The 25,767-nt window shown below is 68.6% G+C and carries 22 protein-coding genes; 6 read left to right on the plus strand and 16 right to left on the minus strand.

Annotated features, from left to right (window positions below):
- Positions 1-4: 4 nt before the first annotated feature.
- On the plus strand, positions 5-637 hold the full coding sequence (locus AB8619_RS16350; protein WP_436793695.1) for a sulfotransferase family protein: 633 nt from the start codon (positions 5-7) through the stop codon (positions 635-637).
- 95 nt (positions 638-732) lie between these two features.
- Here the strand turns inward: AB8619_RS16350 and AB8619_RS16355 are convergent, their stop codons facing one another.
- From AB8619_RS16355 to AB8619_RS16425, 15 genes are read right to left on the minus strand one after another with little or no spacing between them, the layout of a single operon-like run.
- The gene (locus AB8619_RS16355) at positions 733-1,956 is read right to left on the minus strand and encodes an acyl-CoA dehydrogenase family protein (RefSeq protein WP_436793696.1); all 1,224 of its coding nucleotides are present in this window, start codon (positions 1,954-1,956) and stop codon (positions 733-735) included.
- Positions 1,956-3,086: a nitronate monooxygenase gene (locus AB8619_RS16360; RefSeq protein WP_436793697.1), complete on the minus strand. Its 1,131-nt coding sequence runs from the start codon at positions 3,084-3,086 to the stop codon at positions 1,956-1,958. Before AB8619_RS16360 ends, AB8619_RS16355 begins: the two co-directional genes overlap by 1 nt.
- A 17-nt stretch (positions 3,087-3,103) precedes the next feature.
- Entirely contained in the window at positions 3,104-4,132 is a 1,029-nt protein-coding gene (locus tag AB8619_RS16365; protein WP_436793698.1) for a hypothetical protein, read from the minus strand.
- Positions 4,133-4,187: 55 nt separating this feature from the next.
- The gene (locus tag AB8619_RS16370; RefSeq protein WP_436793699.1) at positions 4,188-5,108 is read right to left on the minus strand and encodes an SAM-dependent methyltransferase; all 921 of its coding nucleotides are present in this window, start codon (positions 5,106-5,108) and stop codon (positions 4,188-4,190) included.
- Between the two features lie 47 nt (positions 5,109-5,155).
- Positions 5,156-6,652 (minus strand): NADH-quinone oxidoreductase subunit N, encoded by a 1,497-nt coding sequence (locus AB8619_RS16375; RefSeq protein WP_436793700.1) that lies wholly within the window; start codon positions 6,650-6,652, stop codon positions 5,156-5,158.
- Between the two features lie 4 nt (positions 6,653-6,656).
- Complete coding sequence (locus AB8619_RS16380) at positions 6,657-8,198, minus strand: complex I subunit 4 family protein (protein ID WP_436793701.1); 1,542 nt, start codon at positions 8,196-8,198, stop codon at positions 6,657-6,659.
- Between the two features lie 18 nt (positions 8,199-8,216).
- Positions 8,217-10,640, minus strand: a complete 2,424-nt coding sequence (locus AB8619_RS16385) for an NADH-quinone oxidoreductase subunit 5 family protein (RefSeq protein ID WP_436793702.1) — start codon at positions 10,638-10,640, stop codon at positions 8,217-8,219.
- Positions 10,641-10,659: 19 nt separating this feature from the next.
- On the minus strand, positions 10,660-10,968 hold the full coding sequence (gene nuoK / locus AB8619_RS16390) for an NADH-quinone oxidoreductase subunit NuoK (protein ID WP_436793703.1): 309 nt from the start codon (positions 10,966-10,968) through the stop codon (positions 10,660-10,662).
- 10 nt (positions 10,969-10,978) lie between these two features.
- Positions 10,979-11,503 (minus strand): NADH-quinone oxidoreductase subunit J family protein, encoded by a 525-nt coding sequence (locus AB8619_RS16395; RefSeq protein ID WP_436793704.1) that lies wholly within the window; start codon positions 11,501-11,503, stop codon positions 10,979-10,981.
- Complete coding sequence (locus tag AB8619_RS16400; RefSeq protein ID WP_436793705.1) at positions 11,503-11,997, minus strand: NuoI/complex I 23 kDa subunit family protein; 495 nt, start codon at positions 11,995-11,997, stop codon at positions 11,503-11,505. Before AB8619_RS16400 ends, AB8619_RS16395 begins: the two co-directional genes overlap by 1 nt.
- The gene (locus AB8619_RS16405; protein ID WP_436793706.1) at positions 11,997-13,049 is read right to left on the minus strand and encodes a complex I subunit 1/NuoH family protein; all 1,053 of its coding nucleotides are present in this window, start codon (positions 13,047-13,049) and stop codon (positions 11,997-11,999) included. The genes AB8619_RS16400 and AB8619_RS16405 overlap by 1 nt, the downstream gene beginning before the upstream one ends.
- Positions 13,046-14,242: an NADH-quinone oxidoreductase subunit D gene (locus tag AB8619_RS16410; protein WP_436793707.1), complete on the minus strand. Its 1,197-nt coding sequence runs from the start codon at positions 14,240-14,242 to the stop codon at positions 13,046-13,048. Before AB8619_RS16410 ends, AB8619_RS16405 begins: the two co-directional genes overlap by 4 nt.
- Entirely contained in the window at positions 14,239-14,991 is a 753-nt protein-coding gene (locus tag AB8619_RS16415) for an NADH-quinone oxidoreductase subunit C (protein WP_436793708.1), read from the minus strand. The genes AB8619_RS16410 and AB8619_RS16415 overlap by 4 nt, the downstream gene beginning before the upstream one ends.
- Positions 14,978-15,478, minus strand: a complete 501-nt coding sequence (locus tag AB8619_RS16420; RefSeq protein ID WP_436793709.1) for an NADH-quinone oxidoreductase subunit B — start codon at positions 15,476-15,478, stop codon at positions 14,978-14,980. The genes AB8619_RS16415 and AB8619_RS16420 overlap by 14 nt, the downstream gene beginning before the upstream one ends.
- Before the next feature lie 27 nt (positions 15,479-15,505).
- Positions 15,506-15,871: an NADH-quinone oxidoreductase subunit A gene (locus AB8619_RS16425; protein ID WP_436793710.1), complete on the minus strand. Its 366-nt coding sequence runs from the start codon at positions 15,869-15,871 to the stop codon at positions 15,506-15,508.
- Between the two features lie 264 nt (positions 15,872-16,135).
- Here AB8619_RS16425 and AB8619_RS16430 point away from each other — a divergent pair, with 264 nt between their 5' ends.
- From AB8619_RS16430 to AB8619_RS16450, 5 genes are read left to right on the plus strand one after another with little or no spacing between them, the layout of a single operon-like run.
- On the plus strand, positions 16,136-17,908 hold the full coding sequence (locus tag AB8619_RS16430; RefSeq protein ID WP_436793711.1) for a hypothetical protein: 1,773 nt from the start codon (positions 16,136-16,138) through the stop codon (positions 17,906-17,908).
- A gap of 7 nt (positions 17,909-17,915) precedes the next feature.
- Positions 17,916-20,066 carry a branched-chain amino acid ABC transporter permease gene (locus AB8619_RS16435; RefSeq protein WP_436793712.1) on the plus strand — a complete coding sequence of 717 codons (2,151 nt, stop codon included), beginning with the start codon at positions 17,916-17,918 and terminating at the stop codon, positions 20,064-20,066.
- A gap of 47 nt (positions 20,067-20,113) precedes the next feature.
- The gene (locus tag AB8619_RS16440) at positions 20,114-23,017 is read left to right on the plus strand and encodes an MFS transporter (RefSeq protein WP_436793713.1); all 2,904 of its coding nucleotides are present in this window, start codon (positions 20,114-20,116) and stop codon (positions 23,015-23,017) included.
- Positions 23,014-24,057 carry a hypothetical protein gene (locus tag AB8619_RS16445; protein ID WP_436793714.1) on the plus strand — a complete coding sequence of 348 codons (1,044 nt, stop codon included), beginning with the start codon at positions 23,014-23,016 and terminating at the stop codon, positions 24,055-24,057. Before AB8619_RS16440 ends, AB8619_RS16445 begins: the two co-directional genes overlap by 4 nt.
- Complete coding sequence (locus tag AB8619_RS16450; protein WP_436793715.1) at positions 24,054-24,821, plus strand: hypothetical protein; 768 nt, start codon at positions 24,054-24,056, stop codon at positions 24,819-24,821. Before AB8619_RS16445 ends, AB8619_RS16450 begins: the two co-directional genes overlap by 4 nt.
- An 18-nt stretch (positions 24,822-24,839) precedes the next feature.
- Here AB8619_RS16450 and AB8619_RS16455 read toward each other — a convergent pair whose 3' ends face one another.
- Positions 24,840-25,670, minus strand: a complete 831-nt coding sequence (locus AB8619_RS16455) for a L,D-transpeptidase family protein (RefSeq protein ID WP_436793716.1) — start codon at positions 25,668-25,670, stop codon at positions 24,840-24,842.
- Positions 25,671-25,767 lie beyond the last annotated feature (97 nt).

A 25,767-nucleotide genomic window follows, 5' to 3' on the forward strand; every position in this document is an offset into this window, starting at 1 on the left:
GCGCATGACGATGCAGGTCGTGGGCAGCGGGTTGGGGCGGACGGGGACCAAGTCGTTGAAGGCGGCGCTCGAGATCCTCCTCGGGGCGCCCTGCTATCACATGACCGAGTGCTTCGAGCACCCCGAACACCCCGCGCAGTGGCACAACGCGATCACCGGCGGGACCACCGACTGGCCTGCGTTCCTCGACGGCTACGCCGCTGCCGTCGACTGGCCTGCGGCCGCGTGCTGGAAGGACATGGCCGAGGCGTTTCCGGACGCGGTCATCTTGCACTCCGAGCGCCCGGCCGACGCCTGGTTCCGCTCGGCCGACAGCACCATCCTCGAGGGATTCAAGAAGCCACGGGACGAGTGGGACGAGCCCGGCACCAACCCCTGGTGGGACATGGCGATCGCCATGTTCGAGGAACGGTTCACGCCCGACTTCCTCGATCGTGACGCGGCCATGGCCGCCGTCGACGCCTGGAATGCCGACGTGCGCGCCACGGCACCACCGGACCGGCTCGTGATCTGGCAGACAGGCGACGGCTGGGAGCCGATCTGCGACGCCCTCGGCGTACCCGTGCCGGACGAACCGTTCCCCCACACCAACTCGACGGCCGAGTTCCGCGAGAACATGGGCCTCGACCCGGCCTGACCCACCTCGACCGACAACCCGACCCCGTTCTGGTGAACGATCACGTCATCTGGTGGTTGCAGGTGTTCACCAGAACGGGTTTTTCTTGGGGGGGGTCAGGCGTCGCGCTGGGTGCCGACCTTGAGGTCCTTGAACGGCAGGTTCTTGTCGACGCTGAGGTCGCGGGGCAGGCCGAGGACGCGGTCACCGATGATGTTCTTCTGGATCTCGTTGGTCCCGCCGGCGATGCCACTCCCCATCACGCGGATGGCCTGGGTCGCCCAGCGCTGACCCTTCTCATCGGCCCATGCCACGCCGTCGGCGCCCACGATCCGCATCGACAGGTCGCGCAGCAGGTAGCTGACCAGCGTGCCCTGCAACTTGCCGAGCGATCCGGCCGGGCCCGGCGTCTTGCCGGCCTTGAGCTCGGCGCGGGTGCGCAGCGAGTTCATCGACTTCACCGACTCCTGCACGTACAGGTTCATCAGGTCGTCGCGCAGCTGCTCGTCGTCGAGGAGACCGCGGGTCTCGGCCTCGGCGATCAGTGCGTCGGCCCCCGCATGGGTGACGCCGTCGGTGCCGCCGCCGCCGATGGCCACGCGCTCGTACATGAGCATCGCGGTGGCGAGCCGCCAGCCGTTGTTGAGGTCGCCGACGAGGTTGGCGGCCGGGATCCGCACGTCGGTGAAGAAGATCTCGTTGAAGTGCAGGCCGCCGTCGACCTGGTGGATGGGCCGGATCTCGACGCCCGGGGCCTTCATGTCGACGATGAACATCGAGATGCCGGCGTGCTTGGGCTGTTCGGGATCGGTCCGGGCGATCACGATGCCGTAGTCGCAGAGGTGAGCGAGCGTCGTCCAGACCTTCTGGCCGTTGAGGATCCACTCGTCGCCGTCGCGCTCGGCGCGCGACTGGAGGCTGGCGACATCGGAGCCGGCGCCGGGCTCGGAGAACATCTGGCACCACACGGTCCGGGCCGCGATGTTGTCGGCGAGGTACTCGGCCTTCTGCTCGTCGTTGCCGTACTCGGCGAGCATCGGGAGACACATCCCGTGGCTGATCGTCAGCTCGGCGGTCATGAACGGGTACTGGCTGTAGCACTCACGCCAGATCTTGTCGTGCGCCTTCGACAGCCCCTGCCCCCCGAACTCGGTCGGGTAGGTGAGCCCGGCGAGGCCGGCGTCGGCCAGCGCCTGCTGGAACTGCTGGGCGGCACGGAGGCGCTTCTCGGCGCGGGGATCGGGGTCGCCGTCGAGGTGGATGCCGGTGGCGTGCTCGTCGAGGAACGCGATGCAGCGAGCGCGGAACGCTTCTGCCTCGGCTGGGGTGAGTTCGGACATCAGGACTCCATGAGGGTGTCGAGACGCTGCACGGCGTCGATGAATTCGTCGATCATGTCGAGCACCACGCGAGCGGTGGGCTGCACCGAGTTCATGGATCCGACGATCTGGCCCACGAAGTAGGTCGAGAGGCGGCGAGCGCCTTCGTCCTTGGCGGCGACGCGGGCGATGCGTCGCTGCGCCTCGGAGACGAGGAACGACTGGAGGGGCATGCCCAGCGTGCCCGGCGACTCGGCCGACTCCCAGGCGTCGGTCCAGTCGGTGCGGATCATGCGGGCCGGCTTGCCGGTGAGCGAGCGGGAGCGCACGGTGCCGGACGAAGGAGCTTCGACGAACTTCTGGCGGATGACGTCGGAGGTCTCGGACTCCTGCGTCGTCAGCCACACCGAGCCGCACCAGACGCCCTCGGCACCCAACGCGAGGCTGGCCGCGATCTGGCGTCCACGGCCGATGCCGCCGGCGGCGAGCACCGGGGCCTTCACGGCGTCGACGACCTCGGGCACGAGCACCATGGTCGCCACCTCGCCGGTGTGACCGCCGGCCTCGGTGCCCTGGGCGATGATGATGTCGGCGCCGGCCTGGTCGTGACGGACGGCGTGCTCGAGCGATCCGGCGAGGGCGGCGACCGGGATGTCACCTTCGGCCTTGGCACGCTCGACGAGCCAGGGCGGGGGCGGGCCGAGCGCGCTGGCCATGAGCGAGATCCCGTGCGAGAAGGCCACGTCGACCAGGGGCGCCATCGACTTGGGGTCGACGCGCATCCCACCGAACATGGTCGACGACTTCGACTCGTCGTCGGGCAACGGGGGGATGCCGTTCTGGGCCAGCAGGCCGTCGAGCCACTCGCGGTGCTCGGCGGGGATCAGGTCCCGGAGGCTCCCGCTGTCGAGACCACCGTCGTCGGCACCCACGTACTTCTGCGGGATCAGCAGGTCGACGCCGTAGGGCTTGCCCTTGGTCTCCTCGGCGATCCAGTCGAGGTCGATGGCGAGTTGCTCAGGGCTGTGGGCCACGGCCCCGAGGACCCCGAACCCGCCGGCGTTGGTGACTGCGGCGACGACGTCGCGGCAGTGACTGAAGGCGAGGATCGGGAACTCGATGTCGAGGCGTTCGGTGACGGCAGTGCGCATTGCGCCACCGTAGATGGTCAGCCGCGGTGGGTCGGAGGGAAGGCGATGTGGGTCGCGATGAGGAGGCGGGCGAAGTCGTGCTCCTCGGGGCGGTCGCCGACGAGGGCGCCCCGATCGCGGAGGTCGTCCTCGAGGGTCGTGAGGATGTCGTCGAGCGAGAGGTCGTCACCGTGGACCCGCCAGGCGTCCCGCTCGGCCTCGTCGGCGAAGCAGTACGCCTTCCACGACACCGAGAACCGGATGTCGCGGTCGCGGTAGCGGACGACCTCGTCGGTGTCGTCCGACCGCACCACCCAGTCGTCACCGTCGGCCACCAGGCGCATGCCGGGGGCGAGCCGAGCGACCTCGTCCTCGCCAGGTCCGGTCACCAACTCGACGGCGTGGAACACCGAGTCCGTGTCGAGGAGGATCGCCGTGTCGTGGCCCGTGGGGAAGTGCGCCGGAGGCTGGTCGTGGCCGTCGGGGTAGTAGCGGAGCATCCCGCCTTCGTCCTGCCCGAAGTAGGCGATGGCCGTGGCGATCGGCATGCGCCACGACTCGAAGAGACCCGAGTGGTGCATCACCACGAGCAACCACTGTGGTGTGGTCTTGCGGCTCGCTCCCCGGAACTCGGGGACGTCGGTGTGGACGGTGAGCACCTGTCCCGGGACGAGGATGTTGGCGTAGACGATCGCCGGCTCGACGATCGGCCGACCGTCGAAGAGCTCGGACGCTGCAGCGACGAGACCGTCGTGGCGGTAGAACGCCTCGACGCCGGGAGCGGCGATCTCCTCGCCGTAGGCATAGGTCTCGCGGAAGTAGTTGGTCCGGGCCGCGAGGGTCCGGGTGTCGAGACCCGAGTCGGCGTGATCGGCCAGGTAGTTCAGGATCGTGTCGATCCGCTGGGCGAGCTTCGGGGCGTAGCCGGTGTCGAACCCCTCGTTGGAGTACATCCCGTAGCCGGCTCGTTGCGACGCGCCGTCACCGAAGGTCCGGCACAACTCGAGCATGGCGTCGGCGTCCGCGCCTCCGAGCAGCGGGTCGAACGTCGAGATCCTCGCAGTCATGGCTTGCAGCTTCGCACGACACCGGCGATGCCTGCCCGGGTGACCGGGCCAATGCTCAGGCCAGCCACTCCCCGACCCAGAACGCCCCGAGACCTGCGGGGTCGATCAGGGCGTCCGCCTCGTTGATCCGGCTGCGCATGCGCATCGCTCGCACGTCGGGGGCTGCGGCATGCGCGTCCCAGTGGCGCCGGCCTTCCTCGACCAGCTCGTCGATGCCGTGGGCGCGGAGCCAGTCGGCCTGGGTCGTCGACGACGTGGGCGTCGGGAGCTGGTCGTGGGGGACGACGACGGTGACGTCGCGCGTGCCGGGTTCGACGAGCGGGTCGGCGAGCTGTTCGTGACCGGCGAAGGCTCGGACCCACTCGGTCCACGGCCGTTCCTGCAGGTCAGCGGTGGTGTCCGCGTAGTCGAAGCAGACCAGCCGCCCGCCGGGTCGGAGTCGTGCGCGGGCGTCGTCGACCCACGCGCTGGCCATCGGGACCACGGGACGACGACGCCCACCGGCATCGGGGGACGTCGAGCCGTCGTCGTCGACGTGGACGGCGACCCAGCCGTCGTCGGTCTCCTCCTCGATCCCGAAGGGCAGGTTGTCGAGCAACTCGTTGGCGACGATGACGTCGGCCTGCGGGGGGAGTTCCGTCGACGATTCGTCGGCCGCGTCGTGGAGGTCGCGCTGGGCGGCCGATCGTTCGACGCAGACCAGACGGAGTGCGCCGGCGCAGCGAGGCTCGGCGGTTCGGATGGTGCGGGTGAGCGTCCCGGGTCCGGCGCCGGCGTCGACCACGATCCATTCCTCGGGTTCGCCGGCGGCGCTCCACCACGCGTCGAGCGCGCGGGCGATCACGGCCCCGAACAGCGGCCCGGACTCGACGCTGGTGACGAAGCTCGCGCCCCGCCGGCCGGCACGGCCGCCCGTCTCGTAGAACCCCGCGGGGCCGTACAGCGCCCGCTCCACGAACTCCTCGACCCGCTGCATGGGCTAGCCCTTCCGGGTGAGGAGGCCCGCCAGGGCCGACGAACGACTCAGCCCATCCCCGCCAAGAGGAAGGTCGCCTGGTCGCCGAGGCGGGTGGCGATGTCGGACACGCCGAAGGCGAAGGTGGCCACGATCGTGAGCCCGATGGCCGCCTGGATCGAGAACGGCACCACGATGGGCGTGCGGTCGTCGTCGGGCGGCGGGTTCATCCACATCTGACGGGCGATGTTGGCGTAGTAGTACAGCGCGATGACCGAGTTCACGGCCACGATCGCACCGAGCACGTAACCCGAGGCCGTGTTGGCGTCGGCCAGCGCGCGGAACACGACGAACTTGGCCAGCCAGCCACCGAGGGGCGGGATGCCGGCGAGGCTGAACAGGAACAGCGTCAGCACGACGGTGAGGCCCGGGGCGTACTCGAAGAGGCCGCCGTAGCTGTCGATCTCGGCCGAGCGGGTCTTGCGGGCGATGCCGATCACGCAGGCGAACGCGCCGAGGTTCGTGGCGGCGTAGATCAACAGGTAGGTGACCACGGCCCGGGCCGACAGCTCGGAGCCGACCGCGAGCGGCGCAAGCATGAACCCGGCCTGGGCGACACCCGAGTAGGCCAGCATGCGGATGACGTTGGTCTGGCGCAGGGCGATCATGTTGCCGACGGTCATCGTGGCGGCGGCGAGCACCCACATGAGGGGCTCGATCACGTCGGAGCGACCGGGGAAGGCGATGAAGATGACGAGGAGCAGCGCCACGAAGCCGGCGGCCTTGGAGGCGACGGCGAGGAACGCCGTGATCGGGGTCGGCGCGCCTTCGTAGGTGTCGGGCGCCCACGTGTGGAACGGCACGGCCGAGACCTTGAACGCGAACCCGATGACGGTGAACACGATGGCCAGCGTGACCATCGGTGCGTTGCCGGCGGTGCCGCTGATGGCGGTTCCGATCTCGGTGAGGCGGGTGTCGCCGGCGATGCCGAAGAGCAGCGACATGCCGTAGAGCAGGATCGCCGAGGCGAACACACCCATCAGGTAGTACTTCACGCCCGCCTCGTTGCCCATGAGGTCGCGCTTGCGCCAGCCGGCGAGCATGTAGGCGGGGATCGACAGCAGCTCGAGCGCGACGAAGATCGTGATCAGGTCCCGGGCGCTGGTCATCACCGTCATGCCGAGCACGGAGCACAGCACGAGGAAGTAGTACTCGCCCTCGGCGTAGTCGCCCTCGGCGATGTAGTTGGTCGACAACAGGACGACCACGTACGCCGTGAGCAGGAAGAACGCCTTGAGGACCAGGGAGAAGTTGTCGACGACGTAGGCCCCACCGAACATCGACCGGTCGGCGCCGTCGGTTGCGAGGGTGATCACCGGGATCACGGCGCCGAGCAGGCCGAGACCGGCCAGCGACGCCACGAAGGGGTTGTTGCCCTCGGGCTTGATCAGATCGACGAGGAGGACGACCACGAGCGTGCCGACGAGGACGAACTCGGGCGCGAACGCGTGGTAGTCGATCTCGGGTCGGACGAAGTCCCCGACCTGTGCGAGTAGGGCCAGCATCGGGTCAGTTCCCCGTCGCTGCGGCGATCGAGTTGGCCACGTTGATGATCGATCCGTCGGTGATCTTGAAGATCAGGTTGGGGTAGACGCCGAGGACGAGGATGAGGATGAGCAACGGCGTCCACGCGAGCCATTCGGTCGGCTGGACGTCGGTGATGTTCTCGTCGTTCTCGAACTCCTCGGAGACCGTGCCGAACGCCGTGCGCTGGTACAGCCACAGGAGGTAGCCGGCGGCGAGGACCGTGCCGATGGCGGCGACGACCATGTAGCCGCGGAACAACTCGACCGGCAGGCCTTCCTTGGGCTGGTAGGCCGCGAGGATGGCGGGGAACTCACCCCAGAAGCCGGCGAGGCCGGGCAGACCGAGCGATGCCATGGTGCAGAGGCCGAGGATCCAGCCCATGCGGGGGGCCGACAGGAGCAGGCCGCCGAGACGCTTGATCTCGAGCGTGTGGTACCGCTCCTTGAGCGAGCCGGCGACGAAGAAGAGCATGCCGGTGATGAGGCCGTGGGCGACCATGCCGAAGACCGCGGCGTTGAGGCCGAAGTCGGTGAGGGTGGCGATGCCGAGCATCACGTAGCCCATGTGGGCGACCGACGAGAAGGCGATCAGGCGCTTCATGTCGGTCTGGGCGAGACAGCCGAGTGCGCCGTAGATGATGCCGATGACGGCGAGCAGGCCGATCCAGGGGGCCCAGGCCTCGGCACCCTCGGGGAGGATGGGCAGGGCGACGCGGATGAAGCCGTACGTACCGAGCTTCAGGAGCACGGCCGCCAGGATGACGGAGCCCTGTGTGGGCGCCTGGGTGTGGGCGTCGGGCAGCCAGGTGTGGAACGGGAACATCGGCACCTTGATGCCGAAGCCCATGAACATGCCGCCGAACACCAGGATCTGCGTGCCCCGGGCGATGTCCATCGACTGAACGAGATCGGCGAGCTTTGCCATCTCGAAGGTCGTCCCACCGGTGAGGAAGAACAGCGCGAGGAAACTCAGGATCATGAGCGCCGAGCCGAACAGCGTGTAGAGGAAGAACTTGATCGACGCGTACTGCCGCTCGGGGCCACCCCAGACACCGATCATGAAGTACATCGGGAGCAGGACGACCTCGAAGAAGACGAAGAAGAGGATGAGGTCCTGGGCGACGAAGGTGCCGAGCATGCCGGTGTGGAGCACCAGGATCAGCGACAGGAACGCCTTGGGGTTGTGGGGCTCGGGGAAGTGGTTCCACGAGTAGATGATCACCAACGGCGTGATGAGCAGCGTCAGCGCGATCAGCGGGACCGAGATCCCGTCGATGCCGATCGAATAGCGGGCGTTGATCACGTCGATCCACTTGTCGGATCGAGCGAACTGCATGACGCCCGTGTTGTCGAAGTCGAAGTCGGCGAAGACCGCGATGCCGAGGGCGGCGCTGACCAGCGAGGCGCCCATGGCGACGATCTTGTGCGTCTCCTCGGCGTCCTTGGGGAACAGCATCATGAGGGCCACGCCGGCGAGCGGCGCGAACACCATCGCGGTGAGTCCCCAGTCCTGGATGAAATCCATGTACGTGTTCCTGATCCTCTAGATGACGATGATGAATGCGCCGGCGAGCACGACGCTGGCGACGAACAAGATGGCGGCGTACTGCTGGACCTTGCCGGTCTGCATCTGCCGGAAGACCTGGCCGCCACCTTCTGCGGTGGCACCCGACCCGTCGACGATGCCGTCGACGAACTTCTGGTCGATGGTGTTGTAGACGAACTTGCCGCCGACGACGGCACTCTTGCCTGCGCCGTCGACGATGCCGTCGAGCCCGTGTTTGTTGAACCAGTTGACGCCCTTGGCGATCGGGCCCTTCACGCCGCCGGCGATGATCCCGGTGTACAGGTGGTCGAGGTAGTACTTCTCGACGAGGAACGTGTGGCCGGCCTTGGCGAGCTTGGACCGCTCGGTGATGCCGTGCGGGCCCATGCCCTTGAAGTACCAGGCGTAGGCGAGGCCGATGCCGAGGAAGCCGACGAGGCTCGAGCCGACGGCGATCTGCCAGCTGAACTCGGGGTGGGCGAACGCGGCCTCGACCGAACCGAAGCTCGGGAAGTAGGCCCCGACCGGCTCGTAGAGGTGCTCGAACCGCAGCGCGAGGCCCTCGGGGATGAACGAGAGAGCGCCGGTGTCGGGCAGGTTCGTGAAGCCGGCGACGACGGCGAGCGTGGCGAGGATGTAGAGCGGCACGAGAATGCGGGGGCCGGACTCGTGCGGGTCGCCGTGGGCCTCGGCGTGGTCGTCGTCGTGATCAGCAGCGTGATCGCCGTCATGAGCATCGGCGTGGTCGTCGTCGTGATGACCGCCGCGGTACTCGCCGAAGAAGGTGAGGTAGATGAGGCGGGTCATGTACGCCGCGGTCATGAAGGCGCCGATGCTGCCGACGACCATGAACGCCGTGTAGCCGCTGCCGAGCTGGTCGGCGCCGGCGAGGATCTCGTCCTTCGACCAGAAGCCGGCCAGCGGGAAGATGCCGATCAGCGCGCCGGTGCAGATCATGAAGGTGACGAAGGTCTTGGGCATGAACTGCTTCATGCCGCCCATGTCCTTCTTCATGTCGAAGCTGTGGACCGCGTGGGCCACCGAACCGGCGCCGAGGAACAGTCCGGCCTTGAAGAACGCGTGGGTGAAGAGGTGGAACATCCCGGCGGTCCAGGCGCCGACGCCGAGGGCCATGACCATGTAGCCGAGCTGGCTGATGGTCGAGTAGGCGAGGACCTTCTTGATGTCGGACTGGACGAAGGCCAGTCCTGCGCCGCCGATCACGGTGACGCCGCCGACGACAGCCAGGGCGTTGATCGACGATCCGCCGATGACCAGGCCGTTCCAGAAGACGCCGTACATGCGGGCGACCATGAACACGCCGGCCACGACCATGGTGGCGGCGTGGATGAGCGCCGAGACGGGCGTGGGGCCGGCCATGGCGTCGGGGAGCCAGGTGTGGAGGATGAACTGGCCCGACTTCGACATGACCGCCGCGAGCAGGCAGAGGCTCGACACCAGCAGTGCGGTGTGGGTGATCGCACCCTCGTTGGCCAGCGTGTTGATCTCGACGATGTCGAAGGTCTGGTTGGCGGCGAAGAACAGCGTGATCATGCCGACCAGGAGGCCGACGTCGCCGACGCGGTTGGTGAGGAACGCCTTGAGGGCGGCGTCGGAGTTGGGCTTCTCCTCCCACCAGTGACCGATGAGGGCGAACGAACACACGCCGACGAGCTCCCACATGGTGATGAGCTGCAGGGTGTTCTGCGCCATCACGAAGCCGAGCATGGCGGCGGAGAAGAGGCTGAGGAAGGCGAAGTAGTGGGTGTAGCGACGGTCGCCGGCGACGTAGTCGGTGCTGAAGACGTGCACGAGCAGCGAGATCAGGGTGACGACGAAGAGCATCATCACGGCCATGCCGTCGAGGAGCATGCCGGCCTGGAACTCGATGGTTCCACTGGTCCACCAGGTCCAGGTCTGGGTGACGGGGACGACCTCGTACTCGGGGGCGTGGTGCTCGTCCTCGCCCGCTTCTTCGGCCACGACGGGCGGGGCACGGGCGGCGGCGCTCTCGCCGTCGACCAGCGGGCCGACGACGTCGGTCGCACCGGCGGAGTGCTCTTCTTCGGCGGCGGGGTCGTCGGCGTGGTCGTCGGCCGGAGCTTCGTCGCCGGAGTGATCGTCGGCCGCGGGGTCTTCCTCGCCGTGCGAGTCGGTCTCGTCGGCGTGGGGGTCCTCGTCACCGTGCGTTCCGGCTTCACCGGCGTGCTCGGAGTCGTGGACGTAGGAGTTCCACTGGACGTTGGCGGCGATGGCGAACAGGAAGCACGTGCCGATGGCGACGATGCCGATCCACGACGCGTTCTTGCCCAGGCGCTTGCCGATGGCGAGGGTCAGCCCGAACGAGGCCGCCATGATCAGCGGCACCAGGTAGGCGTGCTCGAGGAACCAACCGGCCTCGACCGTTTCTGCAGCGATCACTGCGTTTGCGAACACTGGGTCAGCCCTTCATCTGCGCGACGTCGTCGAGGTCGACGCTCTTGCGGTTGCGGTAGATGAGCAGGACGATCGCGAGGCCGACGCCGACCTCGGCCGCGGCCACGGCGATCACGAAGAGCGCGAACACCGACCCGACGATGGTGCCGTTGTGGGCACCGAAGGCGACGAGGTTGATGTTGACCGCGTTGAGGATCAACTCGATCGACATGAGCACGAGGATCGCGTTCTTCTTGGCCAGGACGCCGTAGACGCCGGTCGAGAACAAGATGGCGGCGAGCAGCAGGAACTGGTTGAGCATGACGTCGTCCATGGGTCCTCCTTCAGTCCTTGCGGGCCAACACGATGGCCCCCACGAGTGCGCCGAGGAGCAGGACGGAGATGATCTCGAACGGCACCAGGTACTGGCCGAAGATCGCGTCGGAGACCTGCTCGGTGTTGCCGACCAACTGGCTGTTGGTGCCGGCCTGATCGAGCGGTTCGTCGCCGAAGTAGTCGAGCAACGAGTACGCCATGATCCCGAAGACCATGACCGACGAGATCGCGCCGAGCCACCAGTAGTCGTTGGTGAGGTTGACGTCTTCGCCGAGCTTGGCCCGGGTGAGCATGACGCCGAAGAGCACCAGCACGATGACCGCACCGATGTAGACCAGCACCTGCGTGGCGGCCACGAACTCGGACGCCAGCAGGATGAACTGGGCGCCCACGCCGGCGAGCACGAGGACCAGGTACATGGCGGCATGCACCACGTTCTTGACCGTGACCACGCGGATCGCGGAGAACGCCATGCCGGCGGCGATCACGTAGAAGAAGAGGTTCTGGGCGAACCCGTCAGCAGCGAGGACCATCAGCGGGGCACCTTCCGGACCTTCTGCTCCGAGCCGGCCTCGTAGGCCTCGAAGTCGGGGACGGTCTCCATCCACTCACCGAGGCGCTCCTTGTCGTGGAGCAGGTCGGCGATGCGGGGCTCGGAGTACTCGAACTCCGGGCTCCAGAACAGGGCGTCGAAGGGACAGACCTCGACGCAGATGCCGCAGTACATGCACAGCGCGTAGTCGATGTCGAAGCGGTCGAGCGCCGAGACGGTGCGGGGCTTGCCCCCGGCACGACGCGGCGGCGCCTTCTCCTTGTGGCCCTCGATGTAGATGCACCAGTCGGGGCAGCTGCGCGAGCACAGCATGCAGACGGTGCAGTTCTCTTCCTTGAGGGCGATGACACCGCGGGCCCGCGTGGGCGGCGGCTCCTTCTCGTGCGGGTACTGCACCGTGACCTTCGGGGAGAGCATCTCCTTGAAGGTGACGGTCAGACCCTTGATGACGCCGGGAAGCTGCGGTTTCGGCATCAGAAGACCACCTTGAGAACGCCGGTGACGAAGATGTTGACGAGCGCCAGCGGGATGAGGACCTTCCAGGCGAAGCGCTGGAGCTGGTCCTCTCGGAATCGGGGGTAGGTGAAGCGGACGAAGAAGATGATGCCGCCGAAGATCATCGTCTTGCCCAGGAGCACGAGCGGCCCCACCACGTTCATGTAGTCGGCGGTCATGTCGAGACCGGGGACGTACCAGCCACCGAGCCACAGCGTGGCGGCGATGGCCGAGAAGGCGCCGGCGGAGGCGAACTCGCCGATGAAGAAGAGGAGGAAGCGCAGGCCCGTGTACTCGGTCATGTAGCCGGTGACCAGCTCCGACTCGGCGACGGGCATGTCGAAGGGCGTCTGGCCGAGCTCGGCCTGCATGGCGATCATGAAGATGATCAGCGCCACACCCTGGGTGAGGATGTAGGGGTTGCCGAGGGCGCCCCAGCCGAAGATCTCCCCGTTGGCCTGCGCCGCAACGATGCGCTGGAGGTCGAGGGTGCCGGCCTGGATGACCACGCCGACAACCGAGAGCACCAGCGGGAGCTCGTAGGCGATGAGCTGCCCGGCGGCACGGAGCCCTCCGAGGAGTGAGTACTTCGACGCCGACGCCCAGCCGGCGAGGATGATGCCGATCACCGAGATCGACGACACGGCCATCACGAAGAAGATGCCGGTGCCGAAGGTGCGGTTGTCGATGAACACCATGTCGGGGCCGAAGGGGACCGCGATGTAGGTGAGCAACACGGTGCCGACCACGAGGTACGGCGCCAGCTTGAAGAGGGTCTTGTCGGCCCGGTCGGGGACGATGTCCTCCTTCTGGAGCGACTTGCCGACCTCGGCGAGGAGCTGCATCGAGCCGTAGGGGCCGGCTTCCATCGGGCCGAGACGGTTCTGCATGAAGCTGACCATCTTGAACAGGAAGACGTAGACGAACGTGCCGGCCGGCAACAGCACGGCGGCGAGCACGCCGACCGAGCGGAGGATCGACTGCGTCCAGTAGGCGTCGAACGCGCCGGCGAAGATGGGAAGCGTGCTCAACGGTCGATGTCCCCGAGGATGAAGTAGAGCGAGCCGAGGATCGTGATGATGTCGGGCACGTAGACGCCCCGGAGGAGCCACGGCACGATCGACACGTTCGAGAAGCTGGCGGTACGGATCTTGACCCGGAACGGTCCGAGGTCGCCCTTGGAGATGACGTAGTAGCCCATCTCGCCGAGCGGGTTCTCCGTGGCCACGTAGGCCTCGCCCGCGGGCACCTTGATGATGCGGGGCACCTTGGCCATGATCGGCCCGGCCGGGAGGTCGTCGAGGAGTTGGGTGACGATCTTGGCCGACTCGCGGATCTCCTGGAGCCGGCACCACGTGCGGGCGTAGGAGTCACCGTCGGTGTGGGTGATCACCTTGAAGTCGGCGTGCTTCCAGGCCATGGGCGACTCGGTGTCGCGGCGCAGGTCCCAGTCGACGCCCGACGCACGCAGGTTGGCGCCGGAGAGGCCGTAGAGCTGGGCGAGTTCGGGTGGAATGACGCCGATGCCACGGGTACGGGCCTCGAAGATCTCGTTGCCCATGAGGAGATCGTCCATCTCGTCACAGAACGCCGTCATCTTCTTCATGATCCGCTGCGTCTCGGCGATCCACCCTGCCGGGAAGTCGTCCTTGACGCCGCCGATGCGGTCGAAGTTGGGGTGGAAGCGGCCGCCGGTGGCGCCCTCGATCTGGTTGAGCAGGTACTCACGATCGCGGAACGCGTAGAACATCGGCGTCAGTGCGCCGATCTGCACGCCCATGTCGCCGACACCCATGATGAGGTGGCCGATGCGGCCCATCTCGTGGAGGATCGTGCGGATGTACTGGGCCCGAGGCGGTGCCTCGACCTCCATCAGCTCCTCGCAGGCGAGGATGAAGGGGACCTCGTTGGCGAAGCTGCCGAGCCAGTCGATGCGGTTGACCAGCGTCGTGACCTGCGGGTAGGTCCGCACCTCGACGAGCTTCTCGTAGCCGCGGTGCATGTAGCCCATGATCGGCTCGGCCCACAGGACCTGTTCGCCGTCGAGCTTGGCGACGATGCGGAGCGTGCCGTGCGTCGCCGGGTGCTGTGGCCCGATGTTCAGCGTCATGCCGTCGTCGGTCTCGAGCTCGATGTTCACGCGCGAATCGGCGGCCTTGGCCGCGATGTAGGCGATCTGGTCGGCCTCGGGGATCTCGGTCGTCTGCGGTGGGGTCACGGTCACGAGTCGTCTCCTTCCGCATCGGCTTCTTCGGCGTCGTCACCGGCGTCGGGCATGGGCTCGACGTCGACGATGCCCGGCCACGGCTTGACGTGGCGGGCCAGCAGCGGGAAGTCCTTGCGCAGGGGGTTCCCCTCGAATCCCGTGGGCAGGTACAGCTTCTCGAGGTACGGGTGACCGGCGAAGCGGATGCCGAACATCTCGTGGATCTCCCGCTCGTGCCAGTTGGCACCGGGGAAGATCGAGATCAGCGTCTCGAGGTCCGCACCCTCGAACTCGTTGGGATCCTGGACGTCGACCTTGATGATCACGCCGAGGCTCTGGCGCGTGATGTCGACCAGGCGGGTGAAGACCTGGAATCGGGTCTCACCGCCGCCGTGGCCCTGTTCGATCTCGCCCGGTTCGGCGATCGTGGTGACCGACACACCGGCGTCGGCGGTGGCGTCCTCGGACTTGCCGTAGGGCGAGGGAAGCCAGTCGATGGCCGAGAGGAACTCGAAGAACTTGAAGCCGAACTGATCGCGGAGCTGCAGGTGGACCTGCTTCCACGACTCGGGAGCGACCCGCAGGTAGAGCTGGCGGCCCGGATCGATGTGCGACTCGACGAGCGCATCGCCGAGTGCCTCGGTGAGCTGGGCCAGGAGCCCTTCACGGAGTTCGTCGGACGGTGCGGCCGGTTCGTCGGTGCCGGTGTCCTCGGTGCCTGTGTCTTCGGTGCCGGGGTCTTCGGTCGTGGTGTCAGCTGACGACAATCGGATCACCTCGCCACTTGTCGGCCATGTCCTCGTTGGCGATCTTCTCCTGCAACAGGACCACGCCTTCGAGCAGAGCCTCGGGCCGGGGCGGGCAACCGGGGACGTAGACGTCGACGGGGATGACCTGGTCGACACCCTTGGTCACCGAGTAGCTGTCCCAGTAGGGGCCGCCACAGTTGGCGCACGAGCCCATCGAGATCACGTACTTGGGATCGGGCATCTGCTCCCAGAGGCGACGCACCGACGGGACCATCTTGTCGGTGACGGTGCCGGAGACGCAGAGCAGGTCGGCCTGGCGGGGTGACGCCGGCAACGGGATGACGCCCAGGCGCATGATGTCGAAGCGGGGCGCGGCCATGGCGCCGGCCATCTCGATCGCGCAGCAGGCAAGGCCCCACTGGTACATCCAGAGGGAGTACTTGCGCGAGATGTTGAGCAACTTCGTGAGCGGTTTCGGCAGCTTGCCGCTCTCCACGAGACCCATCGGACGACTCCTCGAAGACCCTGAGGCCTAGATCCAGCGAAGCACGCCCTTGCGCCACGCATACACGAGGCCCAGGGCGAGAATGGCGATGAAGATGATCATCTCGACGAGGCCGAACACCTGGTACGCCTCGAGCCTGGTGGCCCACGGGAAGATGAACACCGCCTCGACGTCGAACATGACGAACATCAGGGCAAAGATGTAATACCGGACCTGGCTCTGAGACCAGCCGTCACCCACGGGGTCGACGCCGGATTCGTAGTTGAGATGCTTGCCAGGCTGACGGCGACTGGGGCGAACCAGGGCGCCGAGGCCCAACACGCCGGCGAGCAGCGCGATGGCGACGCCGCCGAAGATGGCAACGGTGAGATAATTCCGGAGGAACTCCGACACGGCCGGAGACCCTACCGATCGGCAGAGAAGGCGGCCAAGATGGGCCGTCCTGGGGCCCGCGGAGCCCCAGCGCGGCGTCGGACCCGCCGCCACGGCCGCATTCGTCACGACGACGACGATTCTCGGACCGGGGGAGGAAGTCGGTCGGACTGCGTCGAATCGCTCACCATCGGATCTTGACCCTCGGGTCAAGATCCGGGGGTCGGATGCACGTCCAAGGGAACCGCTCACGTCCGTGAGCGGTGGAACGCATTCGGGGGACAGATGACAGATCCGGTCGATCCGGTGGCCAACGAAGCGCCGGTGCGCGTCCACCTACGCCGCTTCGGCATCGCCTATGGCGTGCTCGCGGCCTGGGTGGTGGCGGCGGCCGTGTTCCCCAGCCGACCGGTCGAGGAGGTCGCCCTCGCCGGCGACGGAGCGCCGAACGCAGTCGAACTGGCCGGCCCGGAGGCCGACGGCTCGTCGACCACCGTGGACCAGACCGTCGTCGGCCCGGACGGGTCGACCGCGACCATCGCCGAGAGCGGTGGTGGCCCCGCCCCCGTCGACGGGTCGGGTGGACCCGACACGACTGCCGCCGGACCGGCGGGCGTGTCCCGCGCCGGTGTCCAGTGCGGGCCCGGCGTCCACCAGGTCCCGGGCAACAGCTACTCGGCACCTTGCACTCCGGCCTTCTCGGGCGACAACGGCGGCGCCACCGCCAAGGGCGTGAGCGGTGACACCATCCGCATCGTCCGCCGCCGGTACCCGGACTCGGCCAACTCGCAGGCGGTCGACGCCGTCGTCGCCCAGGCCGGCGGCGCCGACCACTCGGTGGTGCGGCAGGTCCGCCAGACCTTCATCGACCACTTCGACGAGACGTACGAGCTGTACGGACGTCGGATCGAGTGGATCGAGTACGAGTCGGAGTTCGGCGACTCGACGCTCGAGACCCAGGGTCGGGGCCGCGAAGGCGCCTGCCTCGACGCCGAGGTGGTCGCCGAGGAGCTGAACGCCTTCGCCGTGGTCGGTGAGAAGTCGGCGCTGTCGAAGCCGTTCACCGAGTGCGCCGCCCAGCGCGGGGTCATGGTGCTCGACGGGGCGAGCTACGCATCCGAGACCTTCAACCGGAAGTACGACCCGTACGTCTGGGCGATCATCATGGAGTGCGAGCGGATCAACTACCAGGTGTACGAGTACTTCGAGAAGCGTCTGGCCTTCAAGCCGGCGAAGTACGCCGGGTCGGACGAACTGCGAGCCAAGGACCGCAAGTTCGGCACCTACACGCCGGTCGGTGACGGGGGCGACACCGCCTGCGCCGACATCGGCAAGGCGGAGGCGAAGCGCACCGGAGTCGACGCCGGCTCGACCTACAACTACACGCTCGACGTCTCGCGGTTCCCCGACGAGGCCGCACGAGGGATCATCCAGTTCAAGCGGGACGGCGTCACCTCGGTCGTACTGGCCTGCGATGCCATCTCGGCCATCTTCCTGACCCAGTCGGCGACGTCGCAGAACTATCACCCGGAGTGGCTGGTCATCGGCATCGCGCTGACCGACATCGACAACGCCGCTCGCCTCTACGACCAGGACCAGGTCGACGGACACCTCTTCGGCATGAGCCAGCTCGGCGCGACGCCCAAGCTCCTCGGGCCGACGGGCGAGCCGGGCAAGCTCTACCAGGCCATCACCGGCCGACAGATCCCCGCCGGGACCAGCGGGCAGTTCCACAACGTGTCGTTCGTCTACAACTTCATCCAGGCGGCCGGACCGAACCTCACTCCCGCCACGGTCGCGGCCGGGGCCCGGGCACTCCCACCGCTCGGAGCGCCGGACTTCTCGCTCGGCTACTGGTCGTTCCAGGACGCTCCCGACGGCACCCCCGGTGGCGGCGACCACGCCGCGATCGACGACAGCCGAGAGATCTACTGGATCGCCAACGGGCGTTCACCCGCCGACGGCGAGGCCGGGACGTACGTGGAGACGTACGGGGGCCGACGGTTCCGCAACGGCGAGTGGCCGGCGGAGGACCCGCCGGTCTACCCGGGGAGATGAGGCAGCGATGACGGCGACACTCCAACGTCTCGGCGACGCTCGCCGCGGCCTCCCCGCCCCGGTTCGCGCCGTGCTGGCCACGGTCGGCCTCCTGGCCGGATGGGCCGTGCTCGACGCGCTCCTCGACCGTGGCGCACCGCCGGGGATCCTCCTGCGCGGGGCGGTCATCGGATCGCTCTACGCGCTCGGCGCGATCGGCATCGTGCTCGTCTACCGCGGCAACGGCATCGTGAACTTCGCCCAGGCCGAACTCGGATCGGTTGCGGCCGTCCTCGCGATCGAGTTCGTCATCCAGTGGGACGTCAACTACTTCGTGGCCATCGCCGCGGGACTGGTCATCGCCGCGGCGATGGGCTGGACGATCGACGCCCTGGTGATCCGTCGCTTCCGCAAGGCGCCCCGGCTGATCCTCACGGTGGCGACCATCGGCATCGCGCAGATCCTCGCCGGGCTGGCCATCCTCATCCCCCTGCTGTTCACGGGCATCGCGGCCGGGCGGTTCGCCACCCCGTTCTCGTTCACGTTCGCCGTCGACCCGATCACCTTCGACGGCAACTACCTGCTGGTGCTGGTGATCGTGCCGCTGGCCCTGTTCCTGCTCGGCACCTTCCTCTTCCGCACCGACTACGGGATCGCCGTGCGCGCCGCGGCCGAGAACGACGACCGCGCCAACCTGCTCGGCGTCCCGGTCAAGCGCCTGTCCGGCCTCGTCTGGGCCATCGCCGCGCTGTTGTCGGCCACCGCCGTGATGCTGCGGGTGCCACTGCTCGGCTTCGCCTCGTTCTCGGGCGTCTCCGGCGGCGGCAACGCCTTGCTCCTGCGGATCCTCGCCGCCGCGGTGATCGGACGCATGGAGAAGCTGCCGACCACGGTCGTCGCCGCCGTCGGCATCGGGGTCTTCGAGGAACTCGCCAGCTCGGAGTTCTCGAACACGAGCATCGTCGACGCCCTCCTCGTCGGGGTGATCCTCGTGGCGCTCCTCGTGCAGCGCGACGCATTCGCCCGGTCGGTCGAGACCGGGATCTCGTCGTGGAAGGCCGTGCGCGAGGTGCGGCCGATCCCCGCCGAACTGCGCCGTCTCCCCGAGGTGCTGTGGGGAACCCGCCTGATCGGTGGTCTGGTGTTCGTCGCCGCAGTCACCGTGCCGGTGTGGGCACGTCCGAGCCAGGAACAGGCGATGTCGCTGCTGCTCATCTACGGCATCGTGGCCGTGTCGCTGCTGGTCCTCACCGGGTGGGCCGGCCAGATCAGCCTCGGCCAGTTCGCCTTCGTCGGGATCGGCGGGGCCGCCACCGGGACGCTCTACGGGACCCATGGATGGGACTACCTGCTGGCCGTCCCCGTGGGGATCGCGGTCGCCGCCGCGGTGGCCGTCGTCGTGGGCCTCCCCGCACTCCGGGTGCGCGGGCCGTTCCTCGCGGTCACCACCCTCGCGTTCGCGGTCACGACTGCGACCGTGTTCCTCAGCGACACGTACTTCGGGTGGTTCGTGCCCAAGGGCGTCGAGGCCCCGGTGCTGTGGAAGCGCATCGACCTCCGCGTCGACTGGGTCCAGTACGAGGTGTGCCTCGTCGGGCTGCTCCTCGCCATCGCCGTGGCCCGCAACCTCCGACGGTCACGCATCGGTCGGATGCTGATCGCGGTCCGCGACAACGAACCCGCAGCGTCGACGCTCACCATCGCGCCGACGGTCGCCAAGCTCACCGGCTTCGCCATCTCCGGTGCCCTGGCCGGATTCGCCGGAAGCCTCTACGTCGTCAACCAGCGCGGGATCTTCGCCGACGCGTTCGGTGCCGACGTCTCGATCCGGCTGTTCTCGATGGTGGTGATCGGCGGACTCGGCACCATCAGCGGAGCGCTCATGGGCGCGGGCTACGTCCGAGGTGCCGAGTTCTTCCTTCCCGCCCAGTGGTCGCTGATCGCCAGCGGCGTGGGGATCCTGCTGCTGCTCGTCGTGCTCCCCGAGGGACTCGGCGGCGGCATGTTCCGCCTGCGTGACGGGGTCCTGCGACGCATCGCCCGCCGACGTGGCATCCACGTCCCGAGCCTGCTCGAGGACCGTCGCATCGACGACGAGGCTCCCGACCCCACGCCTCCGTCGGATGACGGGCCCGAACCCGAGCGAGCGCTCGTGGCCGCCGGGGAGGTGGCCCGATGAGCACCGTCGTCGAGCCTCCCGTCGCTGGGCCCCCCGTCGCGTCCCCGGTGGACGATCCCTCCGTCGACGACGGCGAGACCCCTCGCAGCCGGTTCGACCCGCGCCACATCGTCGGACGACACCCGTTCCTGCCGCTGCTGGTCCTCTTCGGCCTCAATGCGGTCGACGAGCTCGACCGGTCGGCGTTCGCGGTGCTCGCACCGAACATCCGCGATGCCTTCGGCCTGTCGATCGCCGGGGTCACGTCGCTGATCGTCGTCATCATCCCGGTGGCGCTCCTCATCGAGCTCCCGATCGCCTGGCTCGCCGACCGCAAGCGCCGCACCCGCCTCGCGGCGGGCGGCGGGTTCATCTGGGCCGGCTTCGCCGCGCTCACGGGCCTCGCCCCCACGCTCGCCGTCCTGGTCATCGCCCGCATGGGCTCGGCCAGCGGCAAGACGCTCAACTCGACCCACAACAGCCTGATCTCCGACTACTACCCCCAGGAGCACCGGGCGCGGGCGTTCTACTTCCACCGCCTGGCCGACCCGATCGGCAAGTTCGTCGCACCGCTCGCCGCCGGCCTGCTCGCCGCGTTCCTGGGATGGCGGGCGCCGTTCCTCCTGCTCGCGATCCCGAGCGTGGTGGTCGCGTTCTTCGCCCTCCGCCTCGTCGAACCCGCGCGGGGGCGGTTCGAGCGTCTCGCTGCCGGCGCCGACGAGGCCACGGCCGACATCGACGAGGAGCCGGCGACGTTCCGGGAGGCGTGGCGGACGGTGATGCGTCAACGGACGGCCCGGCGCATCTACCTGTCGATGCCGTTCCTGTCGGCCTCGGTCGTCGGCATCGCGATCATCCTGAGCCTCTTCTACGAGGAGGTCTACGGCGTGAAGGAGGCGGGGCGCGGCATCATCTTCGCCATCGCCGAGCCCTTCGGTGTGGCCGGGCTCGTCCTCGGGGCCATCTACCTCCAGGGCGCCATCACCCGGAAGCCTGCGCGGGCGTTCCAGATGATCGGACTGGCGGGCGTCTTGTCGGCGGGCTGTCTGGCCGGGGTCGCGCTCTCGCCGAACGTCGTCGTGGCCGTCGCGTTCCAGATCGTCCTCGCCATGGTGGTCGGCGCCCTCACACCGGGGATCTACGCCGTGATCTCGCTCGTCCTCCCGCCCAACATGCGGACCCAGGGCTTCGCGATGACCAACGTCTTCATCCTGCTCGGGCTCCCCGTGGTCCCGATCATCGGTGGGATCGGCGACAACCTCGGACTGCGCACCGCGCTGTTGTTCCTCCTCCCCGTCCTGGTGCTCGGCGGCCTGATCCTCGGCTCCGCCGGCCGGTTCGTCGAGGGCGACATCGCTCGCGTGAACGAGACGGCACGCGCCAACGCCGAACGACGCGCTGGCGGCGACGGTGACGCTCCCCTGCTACGCCTCAGCGGCGTCGACCTCGCCTACGGCCAGACCCAGGTGCTCTTCGGCGTCGACCTCGAGGTCCGCTCGGGCGAGATGCTCGCGTTGTTGGGAACCAATGGAGCCGGGAAGTCGACCGTGCTCAAGGCGATCTCGGGCCTCGCTCCGACCTCGGGCGGGTCGGTGTTCTTCGACGGTCGCGACATCACCGGACTCGATGCCAACGACACCTTCGCGATGGGCATCGCCCAGGTCCCCGGTGGTCGCGGTGTCTTCCCGAGCCTGTCGGTCGCCGAGAACCTGCGCATCGCCGGGTGGTCGCGACGCGGCGACAAGGCGGGGCTCGAGGCGGCGACGAAACGGGTGCTGGGTTGGTTCCCGGTGCTCGAGGAACGGTGGGACACGCCGGCGGGGAACCTCTCGGGCGGCGAGCAGCAGATGCTCAGCATCGGGCAGGCGTTCCTGTCGGAGCCGACGTTGCTCATGATCGACGAGCTCTCACTCGGCCTCGCTCCGGCGATCGTCGAACGGTTGCTCGAGATCGTCCGCGAGGTCCACGCCAACGGGACGACGGTGATCCTCGTCGAGCAGTCGGTGCACGTCGCCCTCCGACTCGCGGAACGCGCCGTGTTCATGGAGAAGGGCGAGATCCGGTTCGAGGGTCCGACCGCCGACCTGCTCGAGCGCGACGACATCCTCCGCTCGGTGTATCTCAAGGGCACCCGCACCAACGCCGACCTCGACCGGCCACGTGCGACCGACCGGGTCGTCGGGACCGACGTCGTGTTGTCGTGCCGCGGTCTCTCCAAGGGGTACGGCGGCGTCCAGGCCGTGAGCGACGTGGCGCTCGAGGTGTACGAGGGCGAGGTGCTCGGGATCGTCGGACCCAACGGCGCCGGCAAGACGACGTTGTTCGACCTGCTCACCGGCTTCACGATCGCCGACGAGGGCGAGGTCCACCTCGGTTCCGTCGACGTCACGACCTGGCCGGCGCACCGTCGCGCCGTCGCCGGGCTCGGGCGGACGTTCCAGGACGCCCGCCTCTGGCCGTCGCTCACCGTCCGCGAGTCGTTGGTGCTGTCGTGCGAGCGCTCGCTGGGTTCACGCGACATCGTGTCTGCGGTCCTCGCCACACCGAGCCAGCGGGCGAGCGAAGCCGTGGCCGAGCGGCGCGCCGACGAACTGATCGAGTTGGTGGGCCTCGGCTCGTTCGCCGGGAAGTTCGTGTCCGAACTGTCGACGGGGTCACGCCGCATGGTCGAGGTCGCATCGCTGCTCGCCAACGAACCGCGGGTCATCCTCCTCGACGAGCCCTCGTCGGGCATCGCCCAGCGCGAAGCCGAGGCCCTCGGCCCCGTCCTGCTCGACGTGCGCGACGCCCTCGGCGCGACCCTCGTGGTGATCGAGCACGACATGGCGCTCCTGTCGTCGATCGCCGACCGCTTCCTCGCACTCGACACCGGCCGCTACGTGACCGACGGGCCGCCCGAGACGGTGCTCGAGCACCCGCTGGTCGTGGCGTCGTACCTCGGCGACGATCCGACCACCCGGAGCGACGCATGAGACGAGTGGCCGCGGCCGGCGCGGCGATCGCGGTGGCGGGGACGGGTGTCTTCGCCGCGCTCGCTGCCCGCGATGCCGACGCGGTCGCGCTGCCGGCTCCCTCGGGAGACGGGCCGGCGTCGTCGTACCGGGTCGTCTACGAGGTGGTCGGCGACGGGGCGACCACCACGGAGGAGCGCGTCGTGTCCCGGCCCTTCGACTCCGACATCACCGTGCGCGACGCCGACGGCGCGGTGACCAGCGAACGAGCATCACGAGCCGGGCTGCTCGCCACCCGGTCGTCCGGAGGCGACTGGGTCCTGATCGATGTCCCCTTCTCCCCAGCGACCGGCGACACGCGCCTCGACCGCTTCGGCGCGACGGTGGCGACCGACCGCGGCTCCGACGAGGTCGGTGGGCGGCCGTGCGCCGTGACCCGGGCGGCGTTCGCCGGCGAGGCCGTGGTCGCCGTCGAGCGCTGCACCGACGACGCCGGCGTGGTCCTGCGCGAGGTCTGGCTCGACGCCGACGAGTCGGTGCTCCAGACCATGACCGCCGTAGAGCTCACGCTCGGCGTCGACGTCGGACCCGAGCCGGAGGGCACACGACTGACCGCGACCGGCGGCAACGGGGCCGTGCACGCCGTCGAAGCCGACGAACCCATCCCCTTCGCCCGGGCGTTCACGCTCGATCCGGGCGACGGCTGGGACTTCGTCGGCCGCTATCTCGTGGTCCCCCCGACGCTCGACGCGACCGCTCGCGACCTCGGGTCGTCGGCCGACACGGCGCTCGTGTCCGACGTGTGGCGGCGAGGTCCCGACCTCCTGGTCCTCGACCAGGGGGCCACGAAGGACGGCCCGACGCCGTTCGGGGCCATGACCGAGATCGACACGTTCGACCTCGTCGACATCGGCGAGGCGACGATCGGCGTCGACGACCGACTCGCCGCCGTCAACGTGCCCCTGGCCGACGGCGGCTTTCTCCGTCTGTCGGCCACGCTCGACCCCACCGAACTCCGCACCCTGGCCCAGACGATCTCTCCCAACGGAGGTGAGCGATGAACCCGGAGGGGATCATCCGACACGTTCGCAACTACCCGCGCTGGTACGCCGCCGCCATCATCTGGCTGGTGATGATGGTGTTCCTGCCCGTGGTCGGGGTCGACATCATCCCGGCCTTCGCCGCGCCCGCTTCGCAACAACAGCCGTCGACGACCGAGGCCGGTACGCCGCCGACGGCGGCCGAGATCGCCGCGCCCGCTCCGGCGCTCCCGTCGGACGGCGGGTCCTCACCGACCACGACGCCCGTCGCGCCGACGCCGACCGATCCGCCGGGAGCGACCGAGTCGACGCCGCCCGAGATCATCCCGCCGGAAGAGCTCCCGCCCGACTTCTTCGATCCGGTCTTCGACGCGATCCCGGGGCTCCCCGCGGTCGACACCCCCGAGGAGCTGCTGCCGGTGCTCCGCGCCGTCGCGCCGATCGCCAACTACGGCTGCTCGGCCACCGGGCTCGCCGCGCTGGTGCTGGCCGTGGTGGCGCCGTCGGTCGACGGCGTGCCGCTCGAGCGGGTGATCCCCTACCTCGGTCCGGTGACGACCGCCTGCGCCAACTTCCCGATCCCGGCGACCCACACCGAGTGCGAACTCGACAAGCCGTTCATCATCGACCTCGGCGGTCTGGCCAAGACCCCGCCGGTGATCGGCGTGGGCATCGACGTGATCGAGGCCATGGAGGCCGAGATGATCGCGGCGTTCGGCGCGGACATCCCCCGCTTCTCGGCCTCGCTGCGCGACACCTTGGACTGCGAGGTCGTCACGACCTGAGTCGGGGCCGGGTGTGGCTCAGTAGACCCAGACGGGCGTGCCGATGGGAGCGAGGTCGGCCGACCAGATGTGGTCGACCACCGCGTTGTGCAGTCGGGTGCAGCCATGCGATGCCGGCTGGCCGGGGATGCTGGGCGAACCGTGGAGGGCGATGCCGCCGTTGAAGTACTTGGGTCGGTAGAGATCGCCCAGCGGAGCGTGGCGAACGCCGTCGATCTCACGGGTGATCGTGAACCGGCCCGGCGGGGTCCGCCAGCCCGATCGACCCGACGACGTGTTGAACACGTAGGTCGCCTCGCCTCGGACCAGGATCATGATCTGTCGCTCGAGGTCGACCTCGATGTGGTCTCCCCCCTCGCGGGCCCGGACGGGCTCGGCGGTCTCGAGTGCACCGAGCGTCGCCGGCCCGGCGACGCCGTCGCGACCGATCCCGACGGACTTCTGGAACGCCATGACCGCCTGCTGGGTGAGGGCCCCGTAGTGGCCGTCGACGACCGGGACGTAGAAGCCGAGCGCCACCAGACGGTGCTGGAGCGCTTCGACCTCGGACCCTTCGGATCCTCGGTTCAGCGACGGCGGCCGGGGCGGGGCGGTCGTCGTCGTGGTGACCGGGACGGTGGTCGTGGGGGTCGTCGTCGTGGTGGTCGTCGTCGTGGTGGGTGCGCTGGTCGTGGTGGGGATGGTGGTGCTGGGCAGCGTCGTCGACGGCGTGGCCGAGGCGTCGGCGGTGTCGAGCGTGCGCACCGCGAGCGTCGCCGTCACCACGACCGCGATCGCCGCGCCCGCGACGAGGACGGTCCCCACCAGGGATGTCCGTCCCCGGTCGTCGGTGCGGTCGCGCGTCTCCATCCCTTGTCAGACGATCGAACGGACGGTTTCGTTCACGCGTCGTCTATGACATCCGTCACAGACGTCGGTTCCGGGCTCTGGTACTCGACCGGTACGG

The organism is Actinospongiicola halichondriae (genome assembly GCF_049103745.1).
In the GTDB taxonomy this organism is placed as follows: domain Bacteria; phylum Actinomycetota; class Acidimicrobiia; order Acidimicrobiales; family Salinilacustritrichaceae; genus Salinilacustrithrix; species Salinilacustrithrix halichondriae.